Source organism: Mucilaginibacter sp. 320_HR (genome assembly GCF_059691875.1).
The window spans coordinates 13,233-35,255 of sequence record NZ_JCAWAI010000006.1 but is presented as its reverse complement, the minus strand read 5'-3'; the positions used below and the strand labels follow the sequence as shown (position 1 = coordinate 35,255).

Genomic DNA, 22,023 nt, shown 5'->3' with positions numbered 1-22,023 from the left:
TGCTCATTAAATAACCTAGTGCTATTTCTGCTTATAATGCCCCGTTCTTTATCTCCTCAACAACTGCAGGATCAAGCAATGTAGATGTATCGCCTAAATTGCCGGTATCACCTTCGGCAATCTTACGCAGTATGCGCCGCATGATTTTTCCGGAGCGTGTTTTTGGCAAGCCGGTTACAAATTGAATCTTGTCGGGCTTTGCTATAGGGCCTATGATGCGCGATACCGTCATAATGATATCCTTACGGGTAAGCTCTTCATTTCCGTGCTTTCCGGGGCTAACCACAAAGGCGTATACCCCTTGCCCTTTTATATCATGCGGGTAGCCAACAACTGCACTCTCTACAACACTGCTGTGCATGTTAATAGCATTTTCTACCTCAGCGGTACCAATGCGGTGACCTGATACATTCAGCACATCGTCTACACGACCAGTTATGCGGTAATAGCCATCTTCGTCGCGCAGGCAACCATCACCTGTAAAATACAAATTTTCGTAAGCTGCAAAATAAGTAGTCCGGCAGCGTTCATGATCACCATAGGTAGTGCGCAGCATCCCTGGCCAAGGGAACTTAATGCAGAGGTTGCCGTTTACGCCGTTACCTTCTATTTCCTTACCGTTTTCGTCTACCAATATTGGCTGAACACCCGGTAACGGCAGCGATGCATAACCCGGTTTAGTTTTAGTAACTCCAGCTATGGGCGATATCATAAAGCCACCAGTCTCCGTTTGCCACCAGGTATCTACTATCGGGCAATTGCCGTGTCCAATCTTTTCATCAAACCAGTGCCAGGCTTCCTCGTTGATAGGTTCCCCTACCGAACCAAGCTTAGTCAGCGAACTCAGATCTTTCCCTTTCAGCACATCGTTACCAAAACTCATAAGCGAGCGAATGGCAGTTGGGGCAGTGTATAGTATATTTACTTTAAACTTCTCTACTATGTCCCAAAAACGACCTGCATTTGGCCAGGTAGGTATACCTTCAAACATCACTACTGTAGCACCCTGGCTAAGCGGACCATAAGCTATATATGAATGTCCTGTTATCCAGCCAATATCTGCCGTACAGAAGTAGATCTCACCTGGCTGATATTGAAACGCGTTACTAAACGTGTAACCGGTATAAACCATATAGCCGCCGCAGGTGTGCACAACACCCTTGGGCTTCCCTGTTGAACCGGATGTATATAGGATGAATAACATATCCTCTGCATCCATTTCTTCAGCAGGGCACTCTACATTGCCCTGTGTTTCCACCTTTTTGATCTCGTCTTCCCACCATACATCGCGGCCTTTAATCATGGATACAGGCGTGCGGCTGCGGGTAAGTACAATTACGCGTTTAATACTTGGGCATTGCACGAGCGCATCATCAATAACGGATTTCAGTGGGACTTCTTTAGTCCCCCGATGACTGCCATCGGCCGTAATTACAATGCTGCATTCGGCATCCTTTATCCTGTCCGCAATGCTTTGTGCCGAGAAACCACCAAAAACTACGGAATGAACAGCGCCTATCCTGGCGCAGGCCAGTACAGCAATAGCCAGTTCGGGAACCATAGGCATGTAGATGCAAATACGGTCTCCTTTTTTTGCACCGTTGTTCTTCAGAACATTTGCAAACTGGCAAACTTTGTCGTGCAGCTGTTTATAGGTAAGTACACGATGATCTTCTGTAGGGTCATTAGGTTCCCATATTATAGCAGGCGTGTCACCATTTTTCTCAAGGTGACGGTCAAGGCAATTCTCGGAGATATTAAGCGTAGCACCCTGGAACCATTTAACGTTGGGTTCTTTAAAGTTCCATTCTAAAACTTTATCCCACTTCTTTTTCCATTGGAAGTGGTTGGCAATCTCTTCCCAAAACTGCTCCGGCTGTTCTACACTTTTGGTATATGCCTGCTGGTATTCTTCAAAGGTTTTTACTTGCATAACTGGTATAATGGTGGCGTAAATTAATAATTTCTATGTTAAGGATGTAATAATATCAACTTGCTTCTTAAATTATTTTAAAAAGTTTATCGGTGATGATCATGATCTACTTTGATATCAAATTTTGCTGCTGGATTGTTATTTTATAGTTAGCTCCTGCGTTCAGCAAAAAAATCGTAAAAATTTCTTAAAACACTGTTGCTTATATCTTTTAAAAACCTGATATTTGCAAACTCTTTTTGGAAGAGGAAAGAGAATTAAAAAATATTTGTCATGTCAAGAATTTGCGATCTAACAGGAAAAGGCTACATGAACGGTCACAACGTTTCTAATTCAAACGTTAAAACCAAACGCAAGTTTTATCCTAACCTGAAGCTGAAAAAATTTTATATCCCTGAAGAAGACAAATGGATTACTTTAAAAGTATCTACTTCTGCGATAAAAACTATCAGCAAAAACGGCATTACTGCCTGCATCAATAAATTTGTAAAAAAAGGTTCCATTTAATAGTTGCTTTTGGCACGAGGTGATGGTTTAAACTCTCGCCGTAAGCTAAACAACCAATAAAATAAAATACGATGGCTAAGAAAGGTAACAGGGTACAGGTAATATTAGAATGCACCGAGCACAAAACCAGCGGTATGCCTGGCATGTCTCGCTATATTACTACCAAAAACAAAAAGAACACAACCGAAAGGCTTGAACTTAAAAAGTTTAACCCGGTATTACGTAAAGTAACTGTTCATAAAGAAATTAAGTAATTCTTCGGTTTAGGAGTGGCTCTTTTGCCATCTACTAAATCACTAATTCGCTAAATCAATAATTAAAGAGACATGGCAAAGAAAGTAGTTGCAACACTGAAAGTAGCAGGTAAAGGCAAAGAATATTCAAAAGTTATTACAATGGTTAAGTCACCGGTTACAGGTGCTTACTCATTCAAAGAGCAAATCGTTCCTAACGATAACGTTAAGGATGCAATTGCTGGTAAATAATATCTGGTAATAAGCTTACAAAATATCAAAGCCGTCTTGTATCACACGAGAGGGCTTTTTTTGTTACAGGCACAGTTTGAATTTAAAGGTTTTCTCATCTGCAGGAGTAATCCTAATTCAGGCTTTCACCCAATCAACTCTGAAGGTTGTTTAATTCTGATCACCTATGGGACTATTTGATTTTTTTAAGAAAAAGGAAAGCAGCCAGCAGGAACAGCAGGCACTTGATACCGGTTTGGAAAAAACAAAGGATAACTTTTTTTCCAAGCTGACCAAGGTAGTTGCCGGTCGCTCTACGGTTGATGATGATGTACTTGACGACCTGGAAGAAGTATTGGTTACGTCAGACGTGGGTGTTAGCACTACGCTGAAAATTATTGAGCGCATACAAGCACGTGTTGCCCGCGATAAATATGTGGGCACTTCAGAACTGAATAGCCTGCTTAAAGATGAGATCCAAAAACTTCTTGCAGAAAATAATAGCAACGATTTTCGCACGTTTGAGTACGGCGACCACAAGCCCTACGTAATAATGGTTGTAGGTGTTAATGGCGTAGGTAAAACAACAACCATAGGTAAACTTGCCCATAAACTTAAACAAGCAGGAAACCAGGTTGTGCTTGGCGCTGCAGATACCTTTCGTGCAGCAGCAGTAGATCAGATAAAACTTTGGGGCGAGCGCGTGGGTGTAAAGGTTGTGGCACAAGCCATGGGCAGCGATCCAGCATCGGTAGCCTATGATACGCTTCGTTCGGCAGTGGCTAATGGTGACGACGTGGCAATTATTGACACTGCAGGCCGTTTACATAATAAAGTTGGGCTCATGAATGAGCTTACCAAAATAAAAAATGTAATGCAGAAGGTGGTTCCGGGCGCACCACATGAGATATTGCTGGTGCTGGATGCCTCAACAGGTCAAAATGCTATAGAACAGTGTAAGCAGTTTACAGAAGCTACCAATGTTAATGCACTGGCACTTACCAAACTGGACGGCACTGCCAAAGGTGGCGTTGTAATAGGCATATCAGATCAGTTTAAAATTCCGGTAAAGTACATCGGCGTTGGCGAAGGCATGAATCACCTGCAATTATTTGACCGGCAAGCCTTTGTAGACACCTTGTTTAAAGGTTAATAGCCGTACTTGCTATTTCATAAAGAATGAAGACTAAAGAAATTTATCAGCCAAAGAAATTGTTAAAACCGCGTGTAAACGTAGTTACCCTTGGCTGTTCAAAAAATATTTACGACAGCGAAGTGCTGATGGGGCAGCTCAAAGGCAATGCTTACAATGTAGTGCACGAAGCTGATAAAGTTGGCAAGAACGATATTGTAGTTATAAATACCTGTGGCTTTATTGATAACGCCAAACAGGAATCTATAGACACTATCCTGCAATACAGCGAACTTAAAGAACAGGGTAAGGTTGGTAAAGTTATAGTTACCGGCTGCCTATCAGAACGGTATAAACCCGAACTTGAGGCAGAAATAACCAACGTAGACGCTTACTTTGGTACCAACGATCTACAGGGTGTATTACAGAGCATAGGTGCCGACTACCGCCACGAACTCATAGGCGAACGCTTACTTACCACGCCATCCCATTTTGCATACTTTAAAATAGCTGAAGGTTGTAATCGTCCGTGCTCGTTTTGCGCAATACCGTTGATGCGGGGCAAGCACGTAAGTACGCCAATGGAGCAACTGGTAAAGAATGCAGAGGCCCTGGTAAAGAATGGCACTAGAGAGCTGATACTGATTGCACAGGACCTTACTTACTACGGCCTTGACCTGTACGGCAAACGTAATCTCGATGAGCTTCTACGCCGCTTGAGTGACGTTAATGGCGTAGAGTGGATCCGCCTGCAATATGCTTATCCTTCGGGCTTTCCAATGGAGATATTGGATGCAATGAACGAGCGCAGTAACATTTGCAAGTATTTGGACATGCCGCTTCAGCATATTACAGATAACATGCTTAAGTCGATGCGTCGGGGTATAAGCAAGCAAAAAACAATTGACGTGGTGAACCAGATACGCGATAAAGTACCCGAAATTGCCATGCGCACCACGCTTATAACCGGTTATCCCGGCGAAACACAGCTGGACTTTGAAGAAATGGCGCAATGGGTAGAAGATACCAAATTTGACCGACTTGGTTGTTTTACTTACTCACATGAGGAAAAAACACACGCCCATTCTTTAATTGACGACGTTCCCGAAGAAGTAAAGCAGGAACGTGCCGATGCTATTATGGAAATACAGCAGGGCATATCGTTTGACAAGAACCAGCAAAAAATAGGCAAAACATATAAAGTTTTGATAGATAAAAAGGACGGCGACTTTTTTGTGGGCCGTACAGAATACGACTCTCCTGAAGTTGATAATGAAGTGTTGATTGACGCTAGCGTAAATTACGCCGCCATAGGCAGTTTTGTGAACGTAAACATCGACTCTGCTGAAGACTTTGACCTTTATGGACAAATTGTAAAATAAGGTAATTTTAGCGATAGTGTGTTCAAATTAGCTTTTTAAAATCTAATTTCGGCATTCAGACGTGGGAGAAGAATTTGTAAATCAAATTCAGGACCCTATTTCTTCAATTTTAATTGCATGGACGCTGCCTGTATCGACTATAAAGAAACGGGGTATTTTTCCCAAACTGTCATCGACTATCTTGATGATGTACCCGAACTACGGTCTTTTTACAACCAGCGCCCTACATTACAAGGTTTTGCAAAGCTTTTTGAACAGAAGCAAGTTACCGCAGACCGCCAACTACTCGCCGAGGTACTTTCAGAACAATACTTCGGATTAGCAAAGAGTAGCCTGCCGCTATTGGACAGCGCAGAACTGGTTCGCAATAAGATAAATCTGCTCCGGTCAACCAATGCGTTTACCGTAACTACAGGTCACCAACTGAACATATTTACCGGACCGCTCTATTTCATATACAAGATAGTTACAGCTATTAAACTTTGCCGCGAATTAAAAGAGGCATATCCTGACAAGGATTTTGTACCTGTTTACTGGATGGCATCAGAAGACCACGATTTCGCAGAGATCAACTACACCAACATAGGTGGGAAAAAGGTTCATTGGTGGTACGAGGCTTCTGGCGCTACCGGCCGTATCAATCCGGACACTATGCGGCAGGCCATTAATCAGTACAAAGGCGTGTTAGGGATAGACGGGCACTCCACCGAACTCGGCGAAATTGTAGAGACCGCCTATACCCAGTTTGATAAGCTTGCCGATGCTACCCGCTACCTCGTGAACGCCATTTTTGGCAGATATGGTTTGGTGATCATCGACGCTGACGATCACAGGCTCAAAGCGTCCTTCGCCCCCATCATTGAGCGTGATATCATCGAACAAAATAGCTTTAAAAACATCAGCGCTGCAAACGAAAAGCTACACAGTCTAGGCGTACATATCCAGGTTAATCCGCGGGAAATTAACTTCTTTTACTTGGGCGATCAGCTCCGCGAGCGCATTGTTTTTGAAGACGGCCGCTATAAAGTGATGAATACAGATATCAGTTTTAGTGAGGCTGAACTTAAACAGGAGATTGCTACAAAACCCGAACGCTTTAGCCCTAACGTGGTAATGCGCCCGTTGTATCAGGAGTGTATTCTGCCCAATATTGCTTACATAGGCGGCGGTGCAGAAGTGGTTTATTGGCTGGAACTAAAAGCTAACTTCGACTACTACAAAATTGATTTCCCGATACTCATCCTTCGCAACTCCGGATTGGTAATACCAAAGGAAGCCGCTGCTAAGATAAAAAGTATGGAGCTTTCACCGGCAGACCTGTTCAAAAGTACCGACGAGATCAAGAACAATTGGGTTAAAAAGCATAGCAGTCACGACCTGTCCCTAAGTGAGGAAATGCGCGAACTGGAGCGTGTTTTCGAAAAGATCAAGCTGCATGCGCATAAGGTTGATCCTACCCTACCGCCTTCTGCCGCAGCTGTACAAGCGCGCTTAAAGCATGCTATGGACAACTTCCAGAAAAAGCTGATTAAAGCAGAAAAGCGCAATTACCACACGCGTTTAGAGCAAATTGAACATATCAAGGAAGACCTTTTTCCAAAAAATAGCTTACAAGAACGAACCGAAAACTTTGGTTTAAGCTTTGTAAAATGGGGTCACCTGTTTATCGAAGAACTCATCCGCAACTTTGAGCCGCTCGATTTTAAGTTTACGGTGCTTACCGAATAGTGCTGCTGAACGAGCTAGAATCATATTCCAAAACCTTCAAAAACCACATTTTTTTAAATGACTGGTAATCGGTCTGCAGGCGCACGGTAAGATCAGCCTACAATCGGCAATTTTTACACCATAAGCGCTTATCTGCTATCTTTGCCGGCATGACGGTTACCGAATCTCAGCTGCGCGACTTTACTCAGAATATTTTCCTGGCCATGGGCTGCAGCCATGAGCATGCTACCCTGGCGGCGGACGTGCTGCTAAAATCGGACTTGCGGGGGATAGACTCGCACGGCGTTGCCCGCCTCAGCGGTTACGTTAGGCTTTGGGAGAAGAAACGCATCAACACCTCGCCCAATGTCAAAATAGTTCATGAGACCGCTACCACCGCAACAATAGACGGTGATGCAGGTCTGGGCCTCGTGGTGGCGCCGTTTGCCATGCAGGTGGCGATAGACAAGGCCGCTCAATATGGATCGGGATGGGTGTCGGTACGTAACTCCAATCATTTCGGCATAGCGGGCTACCACGCGTTGATGGCCGTTGAGCAGGACATGATCGGCTTTGCCATGACCAACGCCAGTCCGCTGGTAGCGCCCACCTTCTCTAACGAACGTTTGCTGGGCACCAATCCTATGTGTTACGCCTTCCCTGCCGGCAAATACCCGCCGGTGATTGTTGATATGGCAACCTCTGCAGCGGCCAACGGCAAGCTGGAGATTGCTCAGCGCAGCGGTAAACCTGTTCCGGAAGGATGGGTGCAGGATGCTGACGGCAAGTACACAACTGACCCGCATGCACTTAAATCAGGCGGCTCGCTCCTGCCCCTTGGCAGCGACCGCGAGCATGGCAGCCACAAGGGCTTTGGCCTAAGCGCAACAGTTGATATATTGTCCGGTGTACTTTCCGGTGCTGGGTTTGGGCCGTGGGTGCCACCATTTGTGGCTTTCCTGGAGCCCCCTGTTAATCCGCCTGGCCAGGGTATCGGTCACTTTCTTGGTGCAATGCGGGTGGATGGCTTCCGTCCGGTGGAGGCGTTCAAAAAGGATATGGATACCTGGATAGAACGGTTTAAATCTGCAAGCACAGTTGACGAATCACAAAAAGTGATCATCCCCGGTGAGCCGGAACTGGAAGCAGAAACATACCGCAGGATCAATGGTATACCGCTGGTTGATGCCGTTGTAAAGGATCTTAATGAGTTGGCAACGAGGTTTGGAATAGCGGGGTTATAGGGTTCGACCTATAATGAGCTTATCGAACCATTTGTAAGGCGTACAGGTCTTCGACAAGCTCAGACTGACAAGTTTGTTAATGTCGTGGTGAGCCTGTCGAACCATTAGCAAAGCGTACAGGTCTTCGACAAGCTTAGACTGACAAGTTTATAATTTCATGGTGGCCTGTTGAACCATTAGTAAAGCATTCAGGTTTTCGACAGGCTCAGACTGACGAGTTTATCAATGTCATGGTGAGCCTGTCGAACCATTAGCATAGCGTACAGGTCTTCGACAGGCTCAGACTGACAAGTTTATAATTAGCAATGCGTACAGGTTTACGACAAGCTCTAATTGACAAAGGTCTACTTACTCTTTATTACTACAGTTGCCGGTGCTAAACCGTCCGCTGTTGCAGTTAGCGTAATTGTTCCAGCAGTTTCTTTCCCTTGTATTATCGCAAGTGCCAGCCCATGGAATGCCTTGCGCCAGTCCGCTTTAAATGGGTCGTGGCTTACCGGGTCTCCGTTATCTACAGAGGCTATTGATCCCTGTCCAGCTATTTTAAATTTCACCAGATTGTCCGCATCGGGTACCAGGTTACCTGCTTTATCCAGTATACGCACAGAAACAAATGACAGGTCCCTTCCATCAGCTTTTATGGCTTTGCGGTCGGCGGTCAGCTCTATTTTGGCCGGCGCACCCGCAGTATGTATTTCCTTGGTAAGTACCACCTTCCCGTTCCTGCGCGATACCGCTTTTAGCGTGCCGGGCTCAAACTTCAGGCGCCACATCACGTGCAGTTCGTCACCAGTCTTTTTCTTCACCCCCACTGATTTTCCGTTGAGGTATAATTCCACCTCGTCGGCATTATTGTAATACGCCCAAACGTCTACCGTTTTGCCCGGTTGCCAGTTCCAGTGCGGGAAGATGTGCAGTACAGGCTTGTCAGTCCACTCGCTTTTATATAGGTAGTAAACGTCTTTAGGGAAGCCGGCAAGGTCTATTACCCCAAAATAAGAACTGCGAGATGGCCAGCTGTAAGGCGTTGGTTCGCCCAGGTAATCAAAACCAGTCCAGATGAACATCCCCGATAGCATAGGGTATTTCTTCATTACCTTCCAGGTTTCCTCATGGGTAGATCCCCACGGTGCAGAAACGTTGTCATAAGCCGAAACCGTATTATCAGGATTACCCGTAGTAAATGGCTTATCCCAGGCTATCGGCCAGCGGCGTACACTGTCCGACGGCATATCGTAATATCCCCTTGTTTCCAGTGCCGACGTGGTTTCCGTCGCAATAAATTTTTTACCCGGGAAACGTTCATGGAAACCAGCGTAATCCTGGTGGTGGTAATTGTAACCAATAAGGTCAAGCGCACCCGATGATATCAGTTGGTTGGTTGTAGTTGGGTCGTTATTGGCGGTGGTAATGGGCCGGGTGGTATCCAGGTTGCGCACAATACCTGCCAGTTCGCGCGTTATGGTACGGCCGGCAGTATCTGTTTTGCTGTACTGCTCCACAATCTCATTACCAATGCTCCAGATAAAAACCGAGGGGTGATTACGGTCGCGCTTTACCTGGTCTTCCAGGTCGCGTTTGTGCCATTCGTCCCAATACAGGTGATAGTCGTATTTACTTTTTTGAGCTTTCCACATATCAAAAGCTTCATCCATCACAATAAAGCCCATGCGGTCGCAAAGGTCCAGCAGTTCGGGTGCAGGCGGGTTGTGCGATGTGCGGATACCGTTAACACCCATCCCTTTTAATATCTCTAACTGGCGTTCCAGTGCACGGGTGTTAATAGCAGAACCCAGCGAACCAAGATCGTGGTGATCGCACACGCCCAGTATCTTCATTGGCTTGCCATTTAACGAAAAGCCCTTATCTGCATCAAAGTTAAAGTAACGGATGCCGAGTTTTTGGGTATACTCGTCCACTACTACCTTATCAATTATTACCTTGCTTACCACCTTATACAGGTAAGGCGACGATACCGACCACAGGTGCGGGTTTTTAACAGTAATTGTATTGTTAAAAGTACTTACCGAGTCGATAAGTTGTTTGTTGGATGGCACTGTGCCGCTAAAGGCGACGGGCTTATTAGCTGCGTCGTAAATGGTAGTGCTTACTGTGTAAGGTTTAAACTTTGCAAGGTTGTGTTTTACCGATACAGCTATTTTTACCGAGGCAGCCGCATCGGTTACTTCGGGCGTGGTCATGTAGGTTCCCCAGTGGTCAATTGCAGCGGAAGCATTGGTAGTTACCAGCCAAACGTTGCGGTAAATACCACTGCCGGAGTACCAGCGCGAGTTAGGCTGCTGCGAGTTATCCACTTTCACAGCCACTACATTCACCCCACCAAAGTTAAGGTAAGGCGTAAGATCATACCTGAAGGATATGTAACCGTTTGGCCGAAAGCCAAGATGGTGGCCGTTTATCCATACATCGCTATGGTGGTAAACACCATCAAAGTCTATATAAACTTTTTTACTTTGAGAGGAAAGCGGCACTGTAAACGTTTTGCGGTACCAGCCTATGCCACCCGGCAGCGCGCCGCCTTCGGGGCTGGCGGGGTTATCTTTACTAAACGTGCCTTCAATGCTCCAGTCGTGCGGCAGGTTAAGGTTGCGCCAGTTTTTATCGTTTGCTGATGCTTTATCGGCATTTTTCACATCTCCTAAATGGAATTTCCAGCCTTTATCAAAATCAGCAATAGTTCTTGCAGATTGTGCGAATGACTGTACCAATATCAAACTTAGCGCAAGGGTTAGCCCCCCTGCTATGCGGGTATTTAAGAAAGATTTCATTACAAACAGGTTTACCTGTCAAATATACAATTACAGCGCTGGTTTAAAAGCAAATAAGCCGCGGTAATTTCTGCGATAGGCCAGTATTAAAAATATATTAAGCAGGATGAGCGCCGCTCCGAGCAACAGCAGCTGCGGACCAAGAAAAGCATCAAAAAGAAATATGTTAAATGTAATGGGGAACAGCATAATCAAAAGAATTGCCGTATACCGGTTAATTAAAAGCCCCAACCCGCAAAGTATCTCAATAATTTTAAGGCATGGGAAAAAATATTCGGCTCTGTTAAGGGCTGCAAGGTAATTGTCTGCCCTCCTTTCCAGCCCGGGAAAGGTTACTATCAGGTGCAGAAAATGAAAAAAGTAATCGAGGCCAAAAACCAAAAAGGTTAGGCCTAAAAGGATGCGTGCGAGGGACACCGCTGTTTTCATGATTGTAAAGGTTTGTGTGGTAATCAAATATAGCTAATAAGAATATTAATTACTACAATCTTAAATTAAAAAAAGGCACCGTTGCCGGTGCCCAAATCAAATATATAACCAAGATAAATCTTGCAAAGTAAAGCACTACATACCGCCTGGCGGAGGGCCGCCGGGACCGGGACCGCCAGGGCCCGGACCACCCATGCCACCCAGACCTGACGGCCTTGAACCTGCAAACTTCTGCAGCCGCAAGGTAAACGTCAGCATGAAATAGCGGCCAAGCTTATTGGAGTTGGTTTGCGTAATGTAACTTCCGCTTGATGTAGTAGTATAACCGGTGTTCTCGTTAAACACGTCGTTCACCGCAAACCTAAGCGTACCAACATTTCCCTTTAAAAATCTGCGCTCTACGTAAGTATTTAAGATATTGGGATTGGTTGCGCCAGTGTATCCGTAATACAGCTGCTTGCTAAAGTCGTAGCTAAAAGTCCAGTCCTTAAAGAAATAGTTCTTACCGGTTAGCTGTAAGTTAAGGCTGCTGAATTTATTATTGATATTGGCTTGCGACACCGAGTTGTTTGTACGGTTAATTGCATAAGTAGCACCGGCTTCTGCATCTATCACATCAGTAATGCTTACCCTGAACCTTGTACCTTGTGACAATACCAGGTTTTTTGCCAGATTCTTTTCGGTAGTAAGGGCGTAAGAGTTCTCGTCCACACTGCCTATGTATGATACGTTATTGGCGTAACTGGCATTGCCGATGAAGAACAAAGTGTACTTGCGTTTTTCCCATGGTTTGGCAAACACATAAAAGCCGTTGGCAGCATAATAGCTGTCTGCATTTTGGTAGGTGGTCAATATTGTACCAGCTAGCTTACTGTCAGGCGCATAAACCCGCGGATAGGTAATGGTGGTGGCCACTATCCTGTCGTTACTTTGCGTAAACGACAGGTTGCTGAAAAAGACGTTACCGCTCTGGAAATCAAAATTATTATATCGGAGCGATAACACGTTGTTGAACTCGGGCTTAAGATCCGGATTGCCTTGTACCGGGTATGACGCGCTGGAGAAATCTATCACCGGCTGTAGTTGTGTGTAGGTTGGCTGCTGGCTGGTGCCGGTATAGTTAAGGCTTATAGATTTGTTCCTGCTGAAGTTGTAAATAAACCGTGCATTTGGCGCAAAGTTAAACGAGGTGATACGATTAGCGCCTGCATTGGCTGACATGCCTTCCAGTACCGTTGGCTGTGCCACTACGCCCAAAGTATAATTATACTTCTTATCGATAAAACGATAGTTTAGGCCGATACGATTAGTTGTAAATGTATAATTGTAACTGTTGGTAAGCAAGGCGTAATTGTCGCGATCGCCGCCGGTGTTCAACGTATCTGTATTCTTATCTGCTGTAGTGTACTGATGCTTATAGCCATATGTAAGTTCGATATAAGATTTTTTAGCGATTGGCTCAAGGTAAGAGAAGTTTGCACCCACACTATCTGTACGGCTGGCGGTATTAATGAACTGGTAAAGCGGCGCGTTAACGGCACCCGTTACGTTACTGTAAACTGGGTTTTGAAACTGGTCGATATGGTAAGACCCGGCACCGATGTTCACACTAAAGTTACGGCCCTTTTTAGCAAACCTGTGGTTATAAAGCAGGTTGCCGCCGTAGTTAGGCGAGGTAGAATGCAGGTATGTGGTAAAATCGTACCCGGATATGCTTTGTGAAGCATTAAACAGCGTGTTCGACGCGGTTTGATTAGTGGTGATGCCCGCATAAGATACCGACGGCGTAAATTTAATGTAGTTGATGGTGTCCGGCTTCCATTCTATGTTAAAGTTAAAGCGATGGTTCAGATTTTCGGTCTGCTGCACGCTGTTCTGGTTATTGGTTGTAGGGTTGTTTAGCGAGATATTCTGCTGTATGGTAGTACTGGTTGTATTCACTGTATTATCGGCGAAGCTGTAGCTGCCATATGCAGTAATCTTTTTACCCCACGAATCGCGGTAGTTGAACCCCGCGCTGCGTGTTGTGGTAATACCGGTACGGTTGTTACCGGCACCACCCGGAGGGCCACCACCACCGCGCTGACCACCTCCGCCAGGGCCGCCACCACCGCCAAAACTGAACAGGTTAGTATTGGTATTGTTAAAATTGGCCAAGGCCGCAAGTTGGCGATTATCGCTAAAGCTGAATACATTGCCAGATGCTACATAGCGGTTCCCCTCTTTACTATTCGGGATGCCCGGGATCATGTCGCGGCCATCACCCACAGTAGCCTGGCCAAAATAGCCATGATTGCGGCTCGCCTTAATGGTAATGTTCAGCACTTTTTCAGGTTCCCCGGTTTTCACACCGGTGATATTGGCCTGATCGCCGTAATCATCAATTACCTGTATGTTCTGCACCGCGTCTGCCGGTAGGTTTTGTGTAGCAGTTTTCACATCACCCCCAAAAAAGTCTTTACCATTCACGCGTACTTTGCTTACAGTTTTACCTTGCGCGGTAACGTTGCCATCTTTATCTACATCCACGCCTGGCAACTTTTTAATTACATCCTCAACCGGCGCGCCGGCACGTACCGGGTATGCTGCTGCGTTAAACTCTACGGTATCTTCCTTTAACTTAACCGGGTTAACGTCTGTAATGGTAACGGTATTCAGCATCCGCACATCTGACTTCAGGATTACTGCCGGAAGTGTGAACGGTGTTTTGGCGTTATCCAGTATGTAACGGCGCTTCAGTCCCTGATAACCTATTGATTGAAATACCATACTAAACTGATTGGCCATTACGCTATGGAAAACGAAAGAGCCGTTTACATCTGTAATGGTGGCGCTGCTATCTGTCGCAGTGATTATTTTTACAGTGGTGCCCGGCAAGGTAACGCCGGTAGAGTCTTTTACTACACCTTTAACATTCCTCCCGGTTTGGGCGAAAGTGCTTAACTTGCTGAGCATCGCGGCTATAAAAAGTAGTTGTGTAAGCTTCATATCTATTTGAATGATGTGCAAAACAACCCTATGCAAACATGATAAAAAAACACAATAGACAGGCAGGTAACACACGCAGACGGGCAGGCGTTTTTAGCCGCTGAAAAGATGTTTAACATAACAGAGCGCACAATTACATCTTCGTCGGCCAGGATGGTCTCTCTGTCGGTAATAACCCGTAATCCGCAGATTTTTAACGAGTGTATACTACTATCGTAAGTATAATTGTAAATTCAGAAGATAATTAAAATCAAATGCTTCAACGCTCCAAACGCAATGTTATAAATGTGTTCATCCAAATACTTATCTGGGTAGTGCTGGGTAACATTTTGCTATTTTATCAACCGTTCCTTAGAGACATCTCTGTCCCGTATCAGTTCTGGATAAAGCAGATTTTTGTGTTCTTACTGCTGATAACCGCATACTACATTAACGCCCATGTTCTGGTACCGCAGTTCTTGCTAAAAAAACGTACCGGCATTTACTTCCTACTCATTATTGCCATTATTGTAGCGGTTGTTTTTCTGGCAGGATTTTTAGACAGGACATTGCAGATTAGACACCTTTTAGAACAGGCGTTCCACAGGAACGGGCCGCCAAGGGGCGGGCGCGGTGGCGGAAGAGGCTACTTTGATACATTTACCATTACGCTTACCTCACTTGTACTGGGCATCAGCACCAGTGTGCGTACCACCCAGGACTGGAAAAAGAACGACGAGCGGCAGAAAGAGATGGAGGCGGAAAAGATTAGCTCGGAGCTGTCGTTTCTTAAAGCACAGATCAATCCGCACTTCTTCTTCAATACGCTCAATAACATTTATGCGCTTACCCTGGTGAACGTAGAAACTTCACGAACTGCCATACACCAGCTATCGCGTATGATGCGCTACGTGCTGTACGATACACAGAATAGTACCGCCCTGCTGAGCCAGGAAGTGGCTTTTGTAAAGGACTACATCAGTCTTATGCAGCTACGCCTTACCGATAAAGTAACAGTAAACTATCAAGCCCCGGTACAGGTAAGCGAGCAACCTATAGCGCCAATGCTGTTCCTTCCATTTGTAGAGAACGCCTTTAAGCATGGCGTAAGCGACACCTTGCCGAGTACAATAACTGTACACATCTCACAACAAGCCAGCCAGGTAATTTTATTCGTTAAAAACAGTATCTTTAAAAAACAGGGCGCCGATTTGGAAGAGAACAAGGGAATTGGGCTGAACAATACCATCAGGCGACTGGAGCTTTTATATCCAGGCAAATACACACTGGACGTGAATGAAGATAAAGACGCCAATACTTACACCGTAACCTTAACCCTTTTGCTGGCATGACACTAAACTGCATAGCTGTTGACGATGAGCCGCTTGCCCTTGGGCTGGTTTGCGCCTTTATAGAACAAACACCGTTTCTTAACCTGCTTGGGCGCTACGGCAGCGCCATAGAGGCGTTGGGCGCGTTACAGCAGCACAAAGTGGACCTTATATTTCTGGACATACAAATGCCTAATCTTAACGGCATCGAGCTCGCCCGTGTGCTGGACAGCAGGGGGACTAACAAACCCCGCATCATCTTCACTACCGCTTATAACCAGTTCGCACTGGAAGGTTACCGGGTTGACGCGTTGGACTACCTGCTGAAGCCATTTAATTATGAAGAGTTCCTGCATGCGGCAAACAAGGCGCTTGGGTATGCCGAACTGCTGCAAAAAGCTAATGAAAGCGCTCCTGTAACACCATCAGCGATAGAGACGGTTCCGGCATTAGCCCCGGTAACAGAACAGGTAGAGGACGATTACCTGTTCATCAAGGTAGAGTACCAATTGGTGCGTATTGCCTTAAGTGATATCCTTTACCTTGAGAGCCTTAAAGATTACGTGAAGGTTTACCTGCAAAATACCGAAAAGCCCATATTAACGCTCAGCAGCCTTAAGGCGCTGGAAGAAAAATTGCCCGCAAAGCGCTTTATGCGGGTACACCGGTCTTACATTGTTTCATTAGACAAAATCAACTCAATAACCCGAAATTCGCTGCATATCGGCAAGATCAACATCACTGTTGGCGATTTATATAAAGATGCTTTTGCTCAGTTTTTAAGCAGGTGGGTATAAGTTAAGTATTTGGTAATCGCAGTGACATAATACTGGCCGGATCAACGTACATACAACCAAATACCGCCAAAAGTCGTTATCTTGTAGTATGAACATTCAAAGAATCACATTCGGGAACGGGTGCTTTTGGTGCACCGAAGCAATATTTCAATCTCTTAAAGGCGTTACAAAAGTAGCGTCGGGCTATATGGGTGGCAAAACCGCCAATCCAACTTACATGGAGGTTTGCACAGGCGAATCGGGCCATGCAGAAGTGATAGACCTGGAGTATGATGCAGACGTCATTTCCTTTGACGAATTGCTGCTGGTTTTCTTTAAAACACACAACCCAACCACGCTCAACCGCCAGGGAAATGATGTTGGAACACAATACCGTTCGGCTATTTTCTATTACAACGACGAGCAAAAAAACGAGGCAGAAGCCATGATAAAAAGGCTTACCGACGAGAAAGTATTTGACAAGCCGATTGTAACGGAGGTAACATCTGCCAGCGAGTTCTATATAGCCGAGGACTATCATCAGAATTACTATAACGACAACCCGCTGAAGCCTTACTGCTCTTTTGTTATCCAGCCGAAGCTTACCAAGTTTGCCAAAGAATTTATAGAAAAAATAAAGCCTGAACTGCTATAAATCTTCATATTTGTCGTTATAGAAGCAGATATGAGAAGAATAGCAGCTCCCCTATTAGCAGGCATTATTTTAATAAGCGCCTGTTCTGCCCCAAAAAAGACAGAGAACATTTCTATGGCCAATGCCGGTAAGGTGTGGTCATCCTTATGGCAGCAGCGCTCGGCCGAGTACCGGGCGCTTTGCTTTCAGGCATACAACATAGCACGCCAGCGTGTAAATGAAGCAGTGCGTAACGATGGCGCTAAACCACTAGCGATTGTTACAGACGTAGACGAAACCGTGCTGGATAACAGCCCTTATGATGCAGTGCGTGCAGCTAACAACCAGGAGTACTCGCAGGATACCTGGAAGGCATGGACCGACAAAGCCGTTGCCGATACGGTATCCGGTGCGCCATCCTTCTTTAAGTATGCGGCGTCTAAAGGTATTACCGTGTTCTACATAACCAATAGAAGCGAAAACGAACGTGCGTCCACACTTAAAAACCTGCAGGCTTACGGTTTTCCAAACGCCGACGATGCCCATTTACTGCTAAGGCAAAACTCCTCCAGTAAAGAAAGCCGCCGTCAAACGGTGCTGTCCACCTATAATATCGTTCTCCTTTGCGGTGATAACCTGCCCGATTTTGATTTGCTATATGACAACAAACCCGCCGAACAAAGCCGGCAGGATGTTACCAACAGGTTAAGAAAGGAGTTTGGCAGCAGGTATATTATTATACCTAACCCCGCCTATGGCGATTGGGAGAACGCCCTGTTCAACAATAAGAACGGCGCAAGCGGTATTCAGAAAGATTCGGTGATGAGAAGTAAACTGAAAGTCGACAAGCAATAAGCCTGTATTAAGTTTCTGTTAAGCCGGGTTCTTTATTGAATTCTATACTTAATTTTGGGAGATATACACGCTCCCGATGAAAAGAACCTTACTAATTTGCCTTGGTGCTTTGGCCATTATAAACGCCACTGCCCAAACTCCCGGAAAGATAGAAAAGACCGGCCAGGTGCTGCTGCCAAACGGCTGGAAACTGAGTCCGGCAGGTACATCCCTTCCACTTGGCGACCTGCCGCTTAACATGCAGCTGTCATCATCCGGCAAATACCTGGCAGTTACAAACAATGGCCAAAGCACGCAATCGCTGCAGCTGATAGATCCGAAAGGACAAAAAGAATACGATAGCAAGGTGCTGGGTAAATCGTGGTACGGCATTGCCTTCAGCCGTGATGAAAAGAACCTTTACGCCTCCGGAGGTAATGACAACACTATCCTAAAATTTAAGCTGGCCGACAATAAGCTTGGTACACCGGATACCATCAAACTAGGTGCAGCCTGGCCGAAAAATAAAATATGCCCAACAGGTATTGCGGTGAACAAGGCAAATACACAATTATACACCGTTACAAAAGAAGACAGTTGTTTATATGTTATTGATCCGGCTGCAAAAAGCATTATTGATAAAGTAAAAATAGGTGCCGAGGCTTACAGCTGTATCCTTTCGCCGGACGAGAAGACCCTCTATATTTCACTTTGGGGCGGTGATAAAATAGCATTTTACAACATTGCCACAAAAAAGCTAACTACCCTTAGTACGGGCAGCCACCCCAACGAGTTACTGTTAAACAAAAAGGGAACCCTGTTATTTGTTGCCAACGCGAATGATAATTCGGTAAGCATTATTAACACTGCTACACGTAAGGTGCTGGAAACGGTTTCAACGGCTCTTTACCCTACAAAGCTAACCGGCTCTACCACTAATGGCTTTGCACTGTCAGCAAACGAAAAGATGCTTTACATTGCTAATGCAGATAACAACTGCCTTGCCGTATTTGATGTATCTAACCCCGGCAGCAGCCAAAGTCGTGGCTTTATCCCAACGGGCTGGTACCCAACCAACGTAAAGATGCTGGGCAGCAAAATACTAGTAAGTAATGGTAAAGGCTTCACATCAATGGCTAATCCTAAAGGCCCGCAGCCATTATTAAAGGTTGACAACAGCGGCTACCAGCGTGGTGCTATTAACAGCAGAGAGCAATACATTGGCGGCCTTTTTAAAGGCACCTTATCGTTTATAGATGCGCCAAACGAGATCAAACTAAAAGCTTATACAAAGCAAGTTTACGCCAACGCGGCATTCACAGCTAAAAAGGCGGCAATGGCACCGGGCGAAGCGGGTAATCCAATTCCGCGTAAAGTAGGCGACAAATCGCCTATTAAGTACGTCTTTTACATCATTAAGGAAAACCGCACGTATGACCAGGTACTCGGCGACATGCCGGAGGGTAATGGCGATACGTCGTTATGTATTTTTGGTAAACGCACCACGCCAAACCTGCACGCCTTAGCCAATCAGTTTGTACTGATGGATAACTTTTACGTAGATGCCGAAGTAAGTGCCGATGGCCATAACTGGAGCATGGCAGCTTACGCGACCGACTTTGTAGAAAAGACCTGGCCTACCAGCTATGGCGGCCGCGGCGGCACTTACGATTTTGAAGGTACCCGCAAGGCCGCTTACCCACGCGATGGTTTCATTTGGGATTACTGCAAACGTGCCGGCGTAAGCTACCGAACTTACGGCGAGTTTGCTGAGGGCGGCGAAAAGCCAAAAGCAAACCTAAAATCGTTGGAGGGCCACTTCTGCCTGCAATCACCCGATTTTGACCTTACGATTAAAGATATCAAGCGCGAAGAAATATGGGAGCACGATTTTGATTCGCTGTTGCGTGCCAACGCGGTACCGCGCTTTAATACCGTACGCCTGGGTAACGACCACACCAGCGGCCAGCGCAAAGGCGCTTACTCGCCCACCGCAGCCGTTGCTGACAACGATTTAGCAGTGGGCCGGTTTATCGAACATTTATCTGAAAGCCCTATTTGGAAAGAATCAGTTGTGTTTGTGCTTGAGGATGATGCCCAAAACGGTCCAGACCACATCGACGCTCATCGTTCGCCGGTATTTGTTGCCAGTCCATACGTAAAACGCAATGCCGTAATTCACAACATGTATTCTACGTCCGGAGTACTCCGTACCATGGAGTTGATACTCGGTTTGCCGCCAATGAGCCAGTACGATGCGGCTGCGGTACCTTTATACGAATGCTTTACCGCCAAACCAGATCTTACACCATACAAAGCTAAAGACGCGCAGGTTGATATCGATCAGCGCAACGTAGCGGACAATGAAAGCAGCCGCAAATCAGAGTCGTTTAACCTGGCAGAAGAAGATGCAGCGCCGGACCTGGAGTTGAACGAGGTTGTATGGAAATCAATTAAAGGAGAGAATTCGGTAATGCCTGCTCCAAAACGCAGTGCTTTTGTTATTTTAGAGAAGAAAAAGAAACAGGACGACGACTAAGCTGTTGTCCTTCACTTAAACATCTCTGATCATGACGGTTATCGAAAATGAATTTTTATCTGTAGCTATTGACACAAAAGGCGCGCAACTAAGCTCGCTGAAAAACAAGGAAACAGGTGTAGAGCACATGTGGCAGGCTGACGCAAGTGTTTGGGCTTACCATGCGCCAAACCTGTTCCCGATTGTAGGGCAACTGATAAATGACGAGTTGCTGGTAGATGGTGAAAAGTACAGCATGAAAAGACACGGCTTTGCCCGCCAGTCGGACTTTATATTGTTGGAGAGCGACGGTGTCTCAGCGGCCTTTTCACTGCCCAATTGCGAGAAAACGCTGCAGGTGTACCCGTACAAGTTTGACTTCCAGGTGCTTTATACGCTGATTGAAAATTCACTAAGGGTAACTTACAAGCTAATCAATCGGGATAAAAAAACAATTTACTTTTCTGTTGGCGGCCACCCGGCGTTTAACGTTCCGTTTGGGCCTGGCGAAAGCTATGAGGACTACTATGTAGAGTTTGAAACGCAGGAGACACTTAGCACGCATCTGCTATCTGCCGAGGGTTTGTTCAATGGAGAAACCCGCCCTGTAGAGATAACCAACAAAAAGCTGCCGCTTACACGTGATATGTTCCAGGCAGATGCGTTGGTGTTTAAAGACATGCAATCGCGCCTGCTGACCATAAAGAGCGAGAAACACGACCGAACCCTTTCTGTAGAATTCCCTCACTTTAATTACGTGGGTTTATGGGCAAAACCCGGAGCAGATTTCCTTTGTATTGAGCCTTGGCTGGGGTGTGCCGACTCAGTTGGCGAGGCGAAAGATATCAGCCAAAAAGAAGCTATTCAGAAAGTTGCAGTAGGACATGTTTTCGAAGCGTCGTACTTTATAAGTATCTAGAGTTTACATTTAATTTAATTTAATTCCACTAAAACATTCTGCATGGTTTTGCGATTATCAGATAAAACACTCAACATTTAAAACTATGAAAAAGAAAATTTATCTAATCGCGATGACAGTGATGCTGATGGTAGCATCTTTTAATGTAAATGCTTCAACTTTCAATGACGACAAAAAAGCATTTAAGGAAGCTGCTGCAAAAATGACGACTGAGCAACGTCAGGCACGTGTAGAAGAAATTAAAATGCGTGTTAACGAGATCAAAGCAATGGACAAATCTGCTTTGACCAAACAAGACAAAAAAGAATTAAAAGCTGAGCTGAAAAGCTTGAAACACGAAGCTCAGGCAATGGGTGGCGGTGGCGTATACCTTTCAGTAGGTGCTATCATTATCATCATCCTGGTATTGATCCTGATCTTGTAATTACAGGCTAACCTTTATAAAAACGCCCCGCCG

General features: G+C 45.5%; 18 protein-coding genes. 14 read left to right on the top strand and 4 right to left on the bottom strand.

The window, feature by feature from the left end; translation table 11 throughout:
- Positions 1 to 31: 31 nt before the first annotated feature.
- Positions 32 to 1,933 carry an acetate--CoA ligase gene (acs, locus tag AC59GT_RS18930; protein WP_497239106.1) on the bottom strand — a complete coding sequence of 634 codons (1,902 nt, stop codon included), beginning with the start codon at positions 1,931 to 1,933 and terminating at the stop codon, positions 32 to 34.
- 273 nt (positions 1,934 to 2,206) lie between these two features.
- Between acs and rpmB the strand changes: the two genes are divergently transcribed.
- The 7 genes from rpmB (at position 2,207) to AC59GT_RS18895 (ending at position 8,369) form a co-directional block, all read left to right on the top strand.
- Positions 2,207 to 2,440 carry a 50S ribosomal protein L28 gene (gene rpmB / locus AC59GT_RS18925; RefSeq protein ID WP_095705630.1) on the top strand — a complete coding sequence of 78 codons (234 nt, stop codon included), beginning with the start codon at positions 2,207 to 2,209 and terminating at the stop codon, positions 2,438 to 2,440.
- Between the two features lie 71 nt (positions 2,441 to 2,511).
- On the top strand, positions 2,512 to 2,694 hold the full coding sequence (rpmG, locus tag AC59GT_RS18920) for a 50S ribosomal protein L33 (RefSeq protein WP_022830075.1): 183 nt from the start codon (positions 2,512 to 2,514) through the stop codon (positions 2,692 to 2,694).
- Positions 2,695 to 2,766: 72 nt separating this feature from the next.
- On the top strand, positions 2,767 to 2,925 hold the full coding sequence (locus AC59GT_RS18915; RefSeq protein ID WP_117382863.1) for a DUF4295 domain-containing protein: 159 nt from the start codon (positions 2,767 to 2,769) through the stop codon (positions 2,923 to 2,925).
- A 166-nt stretch (positions 2,926 to 3,091) separates the two neighbouring features.
- Positions 3,092 to 4,057, top strand: a complete 966-nt coding sequence (gene ftsY / locus AC59GT_RS18910) for a signal recognition particle-docking protein FtsY (RefSeq protein WP_497239105.1) — start codon at positions 3,092 to 3,094, stop codon at positions 4,055 to 4,057.
- Positions 4,058 to 4,083: 26 nt separating this feature from the next.
- Positions 4,084 to 5,418, top strand: coding sequence for a 30S ribosomal protein S12 methylthiotransferase RimO (rimO, locus tag AC59GT_RS18905; RefSeq protein WP_497239104.1), 1,335 nt, complete (start codon positions 4,084 to 4,086; stop codon positions 5,416 to 5,418).
- Between the two features lie 117 nt (positions 5,419 to 5,535).
- Positions 5,536 to 7,146 carry a bacillithiol biosynthesis cysteine-adding enzyme BshC gene (gene bshC, locus AC59GT_RS18900; protein WP_497239103.1) on the top strand — a complete coding sequence of 537 codons (1,611 nt, stop codon included), beginning with the start codon at positions 5,536 to 5,538 and terminating at the stop codon, positions 7,144 to 7,146.
- 149 nt (positions 7,147 to 7,295) lie between these two features.
- Entirely contained in the window at positions 7,296 to 8,369 is a 1,074-nt protein-coding gene (locus tag AC59GT_RS18895) for an Ldh family oxidoreductase (protein WP_497239102.1), read from the top strand.
- 344 nt (positions 8,370 to 8,713) lie between these two features.
- On the opposite strand, the gene galB is transcribed toward AC59GT_RS18895, so the two are convergent.
- From galB to AC59GT_RS18880, 3 genes are all read right to left on the bottom strand, one after another.
- On the bottom strand, positions 8,714 to 11,158 hold the full coding sequence (galB, locus tag AC59GT_RS18890; RefSeq protein ID WP_497239101.1) for a beta-galactosidase GalB: 2,445 nt from the start codon (positions 11,156 to 11,158) through the stop codon (positions 8,714 to 8,716).
- A gap of 30 nt (positions 11,159 to 11,188) precedes the next feature.
- On the bottom strand, positions 11,189 to 11,587 hold the full coding sequence (locus AC59GT_RS18885; protein WP_497239100.1) for a DoxX family membrane protein: 399 nt from the start codon (positions 11,585 to 11,587) through the stop codon (positions 11,189 to 11,191).
- Positions 11,588 to 11,722: 135 nt separating this feature from the next.
- Complete coding sequence (locus tag AC59GT_RS18880; RefSeq protein WP_497239099.1) at positions 11,723 to 14,575, bottom strand: outer membrane beta-barrel protein; 2,853 nt, start codon at positions 14,573 to 14,575, stop codon at positions 11,723 to 11,725.
- Between the two features lie 254 nt (positions 14,576 to 14,829).
- Between AC59GT_RS18880 and AC59GT_RS18875 the strand changes: the two genes are divergently transcribed.
- The 7 genes from AC59GT_RS18875 to AC59GT_RS18845 all read left to right on the top strand — a co-directional run bounded on the left by AC59GT_RS18875 (position 14,830) and on the right by AC59GT_RS18845 (position 21,990).
- The gene (locus AC59GT_RS18875) at positions 14,830 to 15,906 is read left to right on the top strand and encodes a sensor histidine kinase (protein WP_497239098.1); all 1,077 of its coding nucleotides are present in this window, start codon (positions 14,830 to 14,832) and stop codon (positions 15,904 to 15,906) included.
- Positions 15,903 to 16,682 carry a LytR/AlgR family response regulator transcription factor gene (locus tag AC59GT_RS18870; RefSeq protein ID WP_497239097.1) on the top strand — a complete coding sequence of 260 codons (780 nt, stop codon included), beginning with the start codon at positions 15,903 to 15,905 and terminating at the stop codon, positions 16,680 to 16,682. The genes AC59GT_RS18875 and AC59GT_RS18870 overlap by 4 nt, the downstream gene beginning before the upstream one ends.
- An 88-nt stretch (positions 16,683 to 16,770) precedes the next feature.
- Positions 16,771 to 17,316 (top strand): peptide-methionine (S)-S-oxide reductase MsrA, encoded by a 546-nt coding sequence (msrA, locus tag AC59GT_RS18865; protein ID WP_497239096.1) that lies wholly within the window; start codon positions 16,771 to 16,773, stop codon positions 17,314 to 17,316.
- 30 nt (positions 17,317 to 17,346) lie between these two features.
- Positions 17,347 to 18,150, top strand: coding sequence for a 5'-nucleotidase, lipoprotein e(P4) family (locus AC59GT_RS18860; RefSeq protein WP_497239095.1), 804 nt, complete (start codon positions 17,347 to 17,349; stop codon positions 18,148 to 18,150).
- Positions 18,151 to 18,226: 76 nt separating this feature from the next.
- The gene (locus tag AC59GT_RS18855) at positions 18,227 to 20,668 is read left to right on the top strand and encodes a bifunctional YncE family protein/alkaline phosphatase family protein (RefSeq protein WP_497239094.1); all 2,442 of its coding nucleotides are present in this window, start codon (positions 18,227 to 18,229) and stop codon (positions 20,666 to 20,668) included.
- A gap of 31 nt (positions 20,669 to 20,699) precedes the next feature.
- The gene (locus tag AC59GT_RS18850; RefSeq protein ID WP_497239093.1) at positions 20,700 to 21,566 is read left to right on the top strand and encodes an aldose 1-epimerase family protein; all 867 of its coding nucleotides are present in this window, start codon (positions 20,700 to 20,702) and stop codon (positions 21,564 to 21,566) included.
- A gap of 85 nt (positions 21,567 to 21,651) precedes the next feature.
- Positions 21,652 to 21,990, top strand: coding sequence for a hypothetical protein (locus AC59GT_RS18845; RefSeq protein ID WP_117382877.1), 339 nt, complete (start codon positions 21,652 to 21,654; stop codon positions 21,988 to 21,990).
- Positions 21,991 to 22,023: the final 33 nt, after the last annotated feature.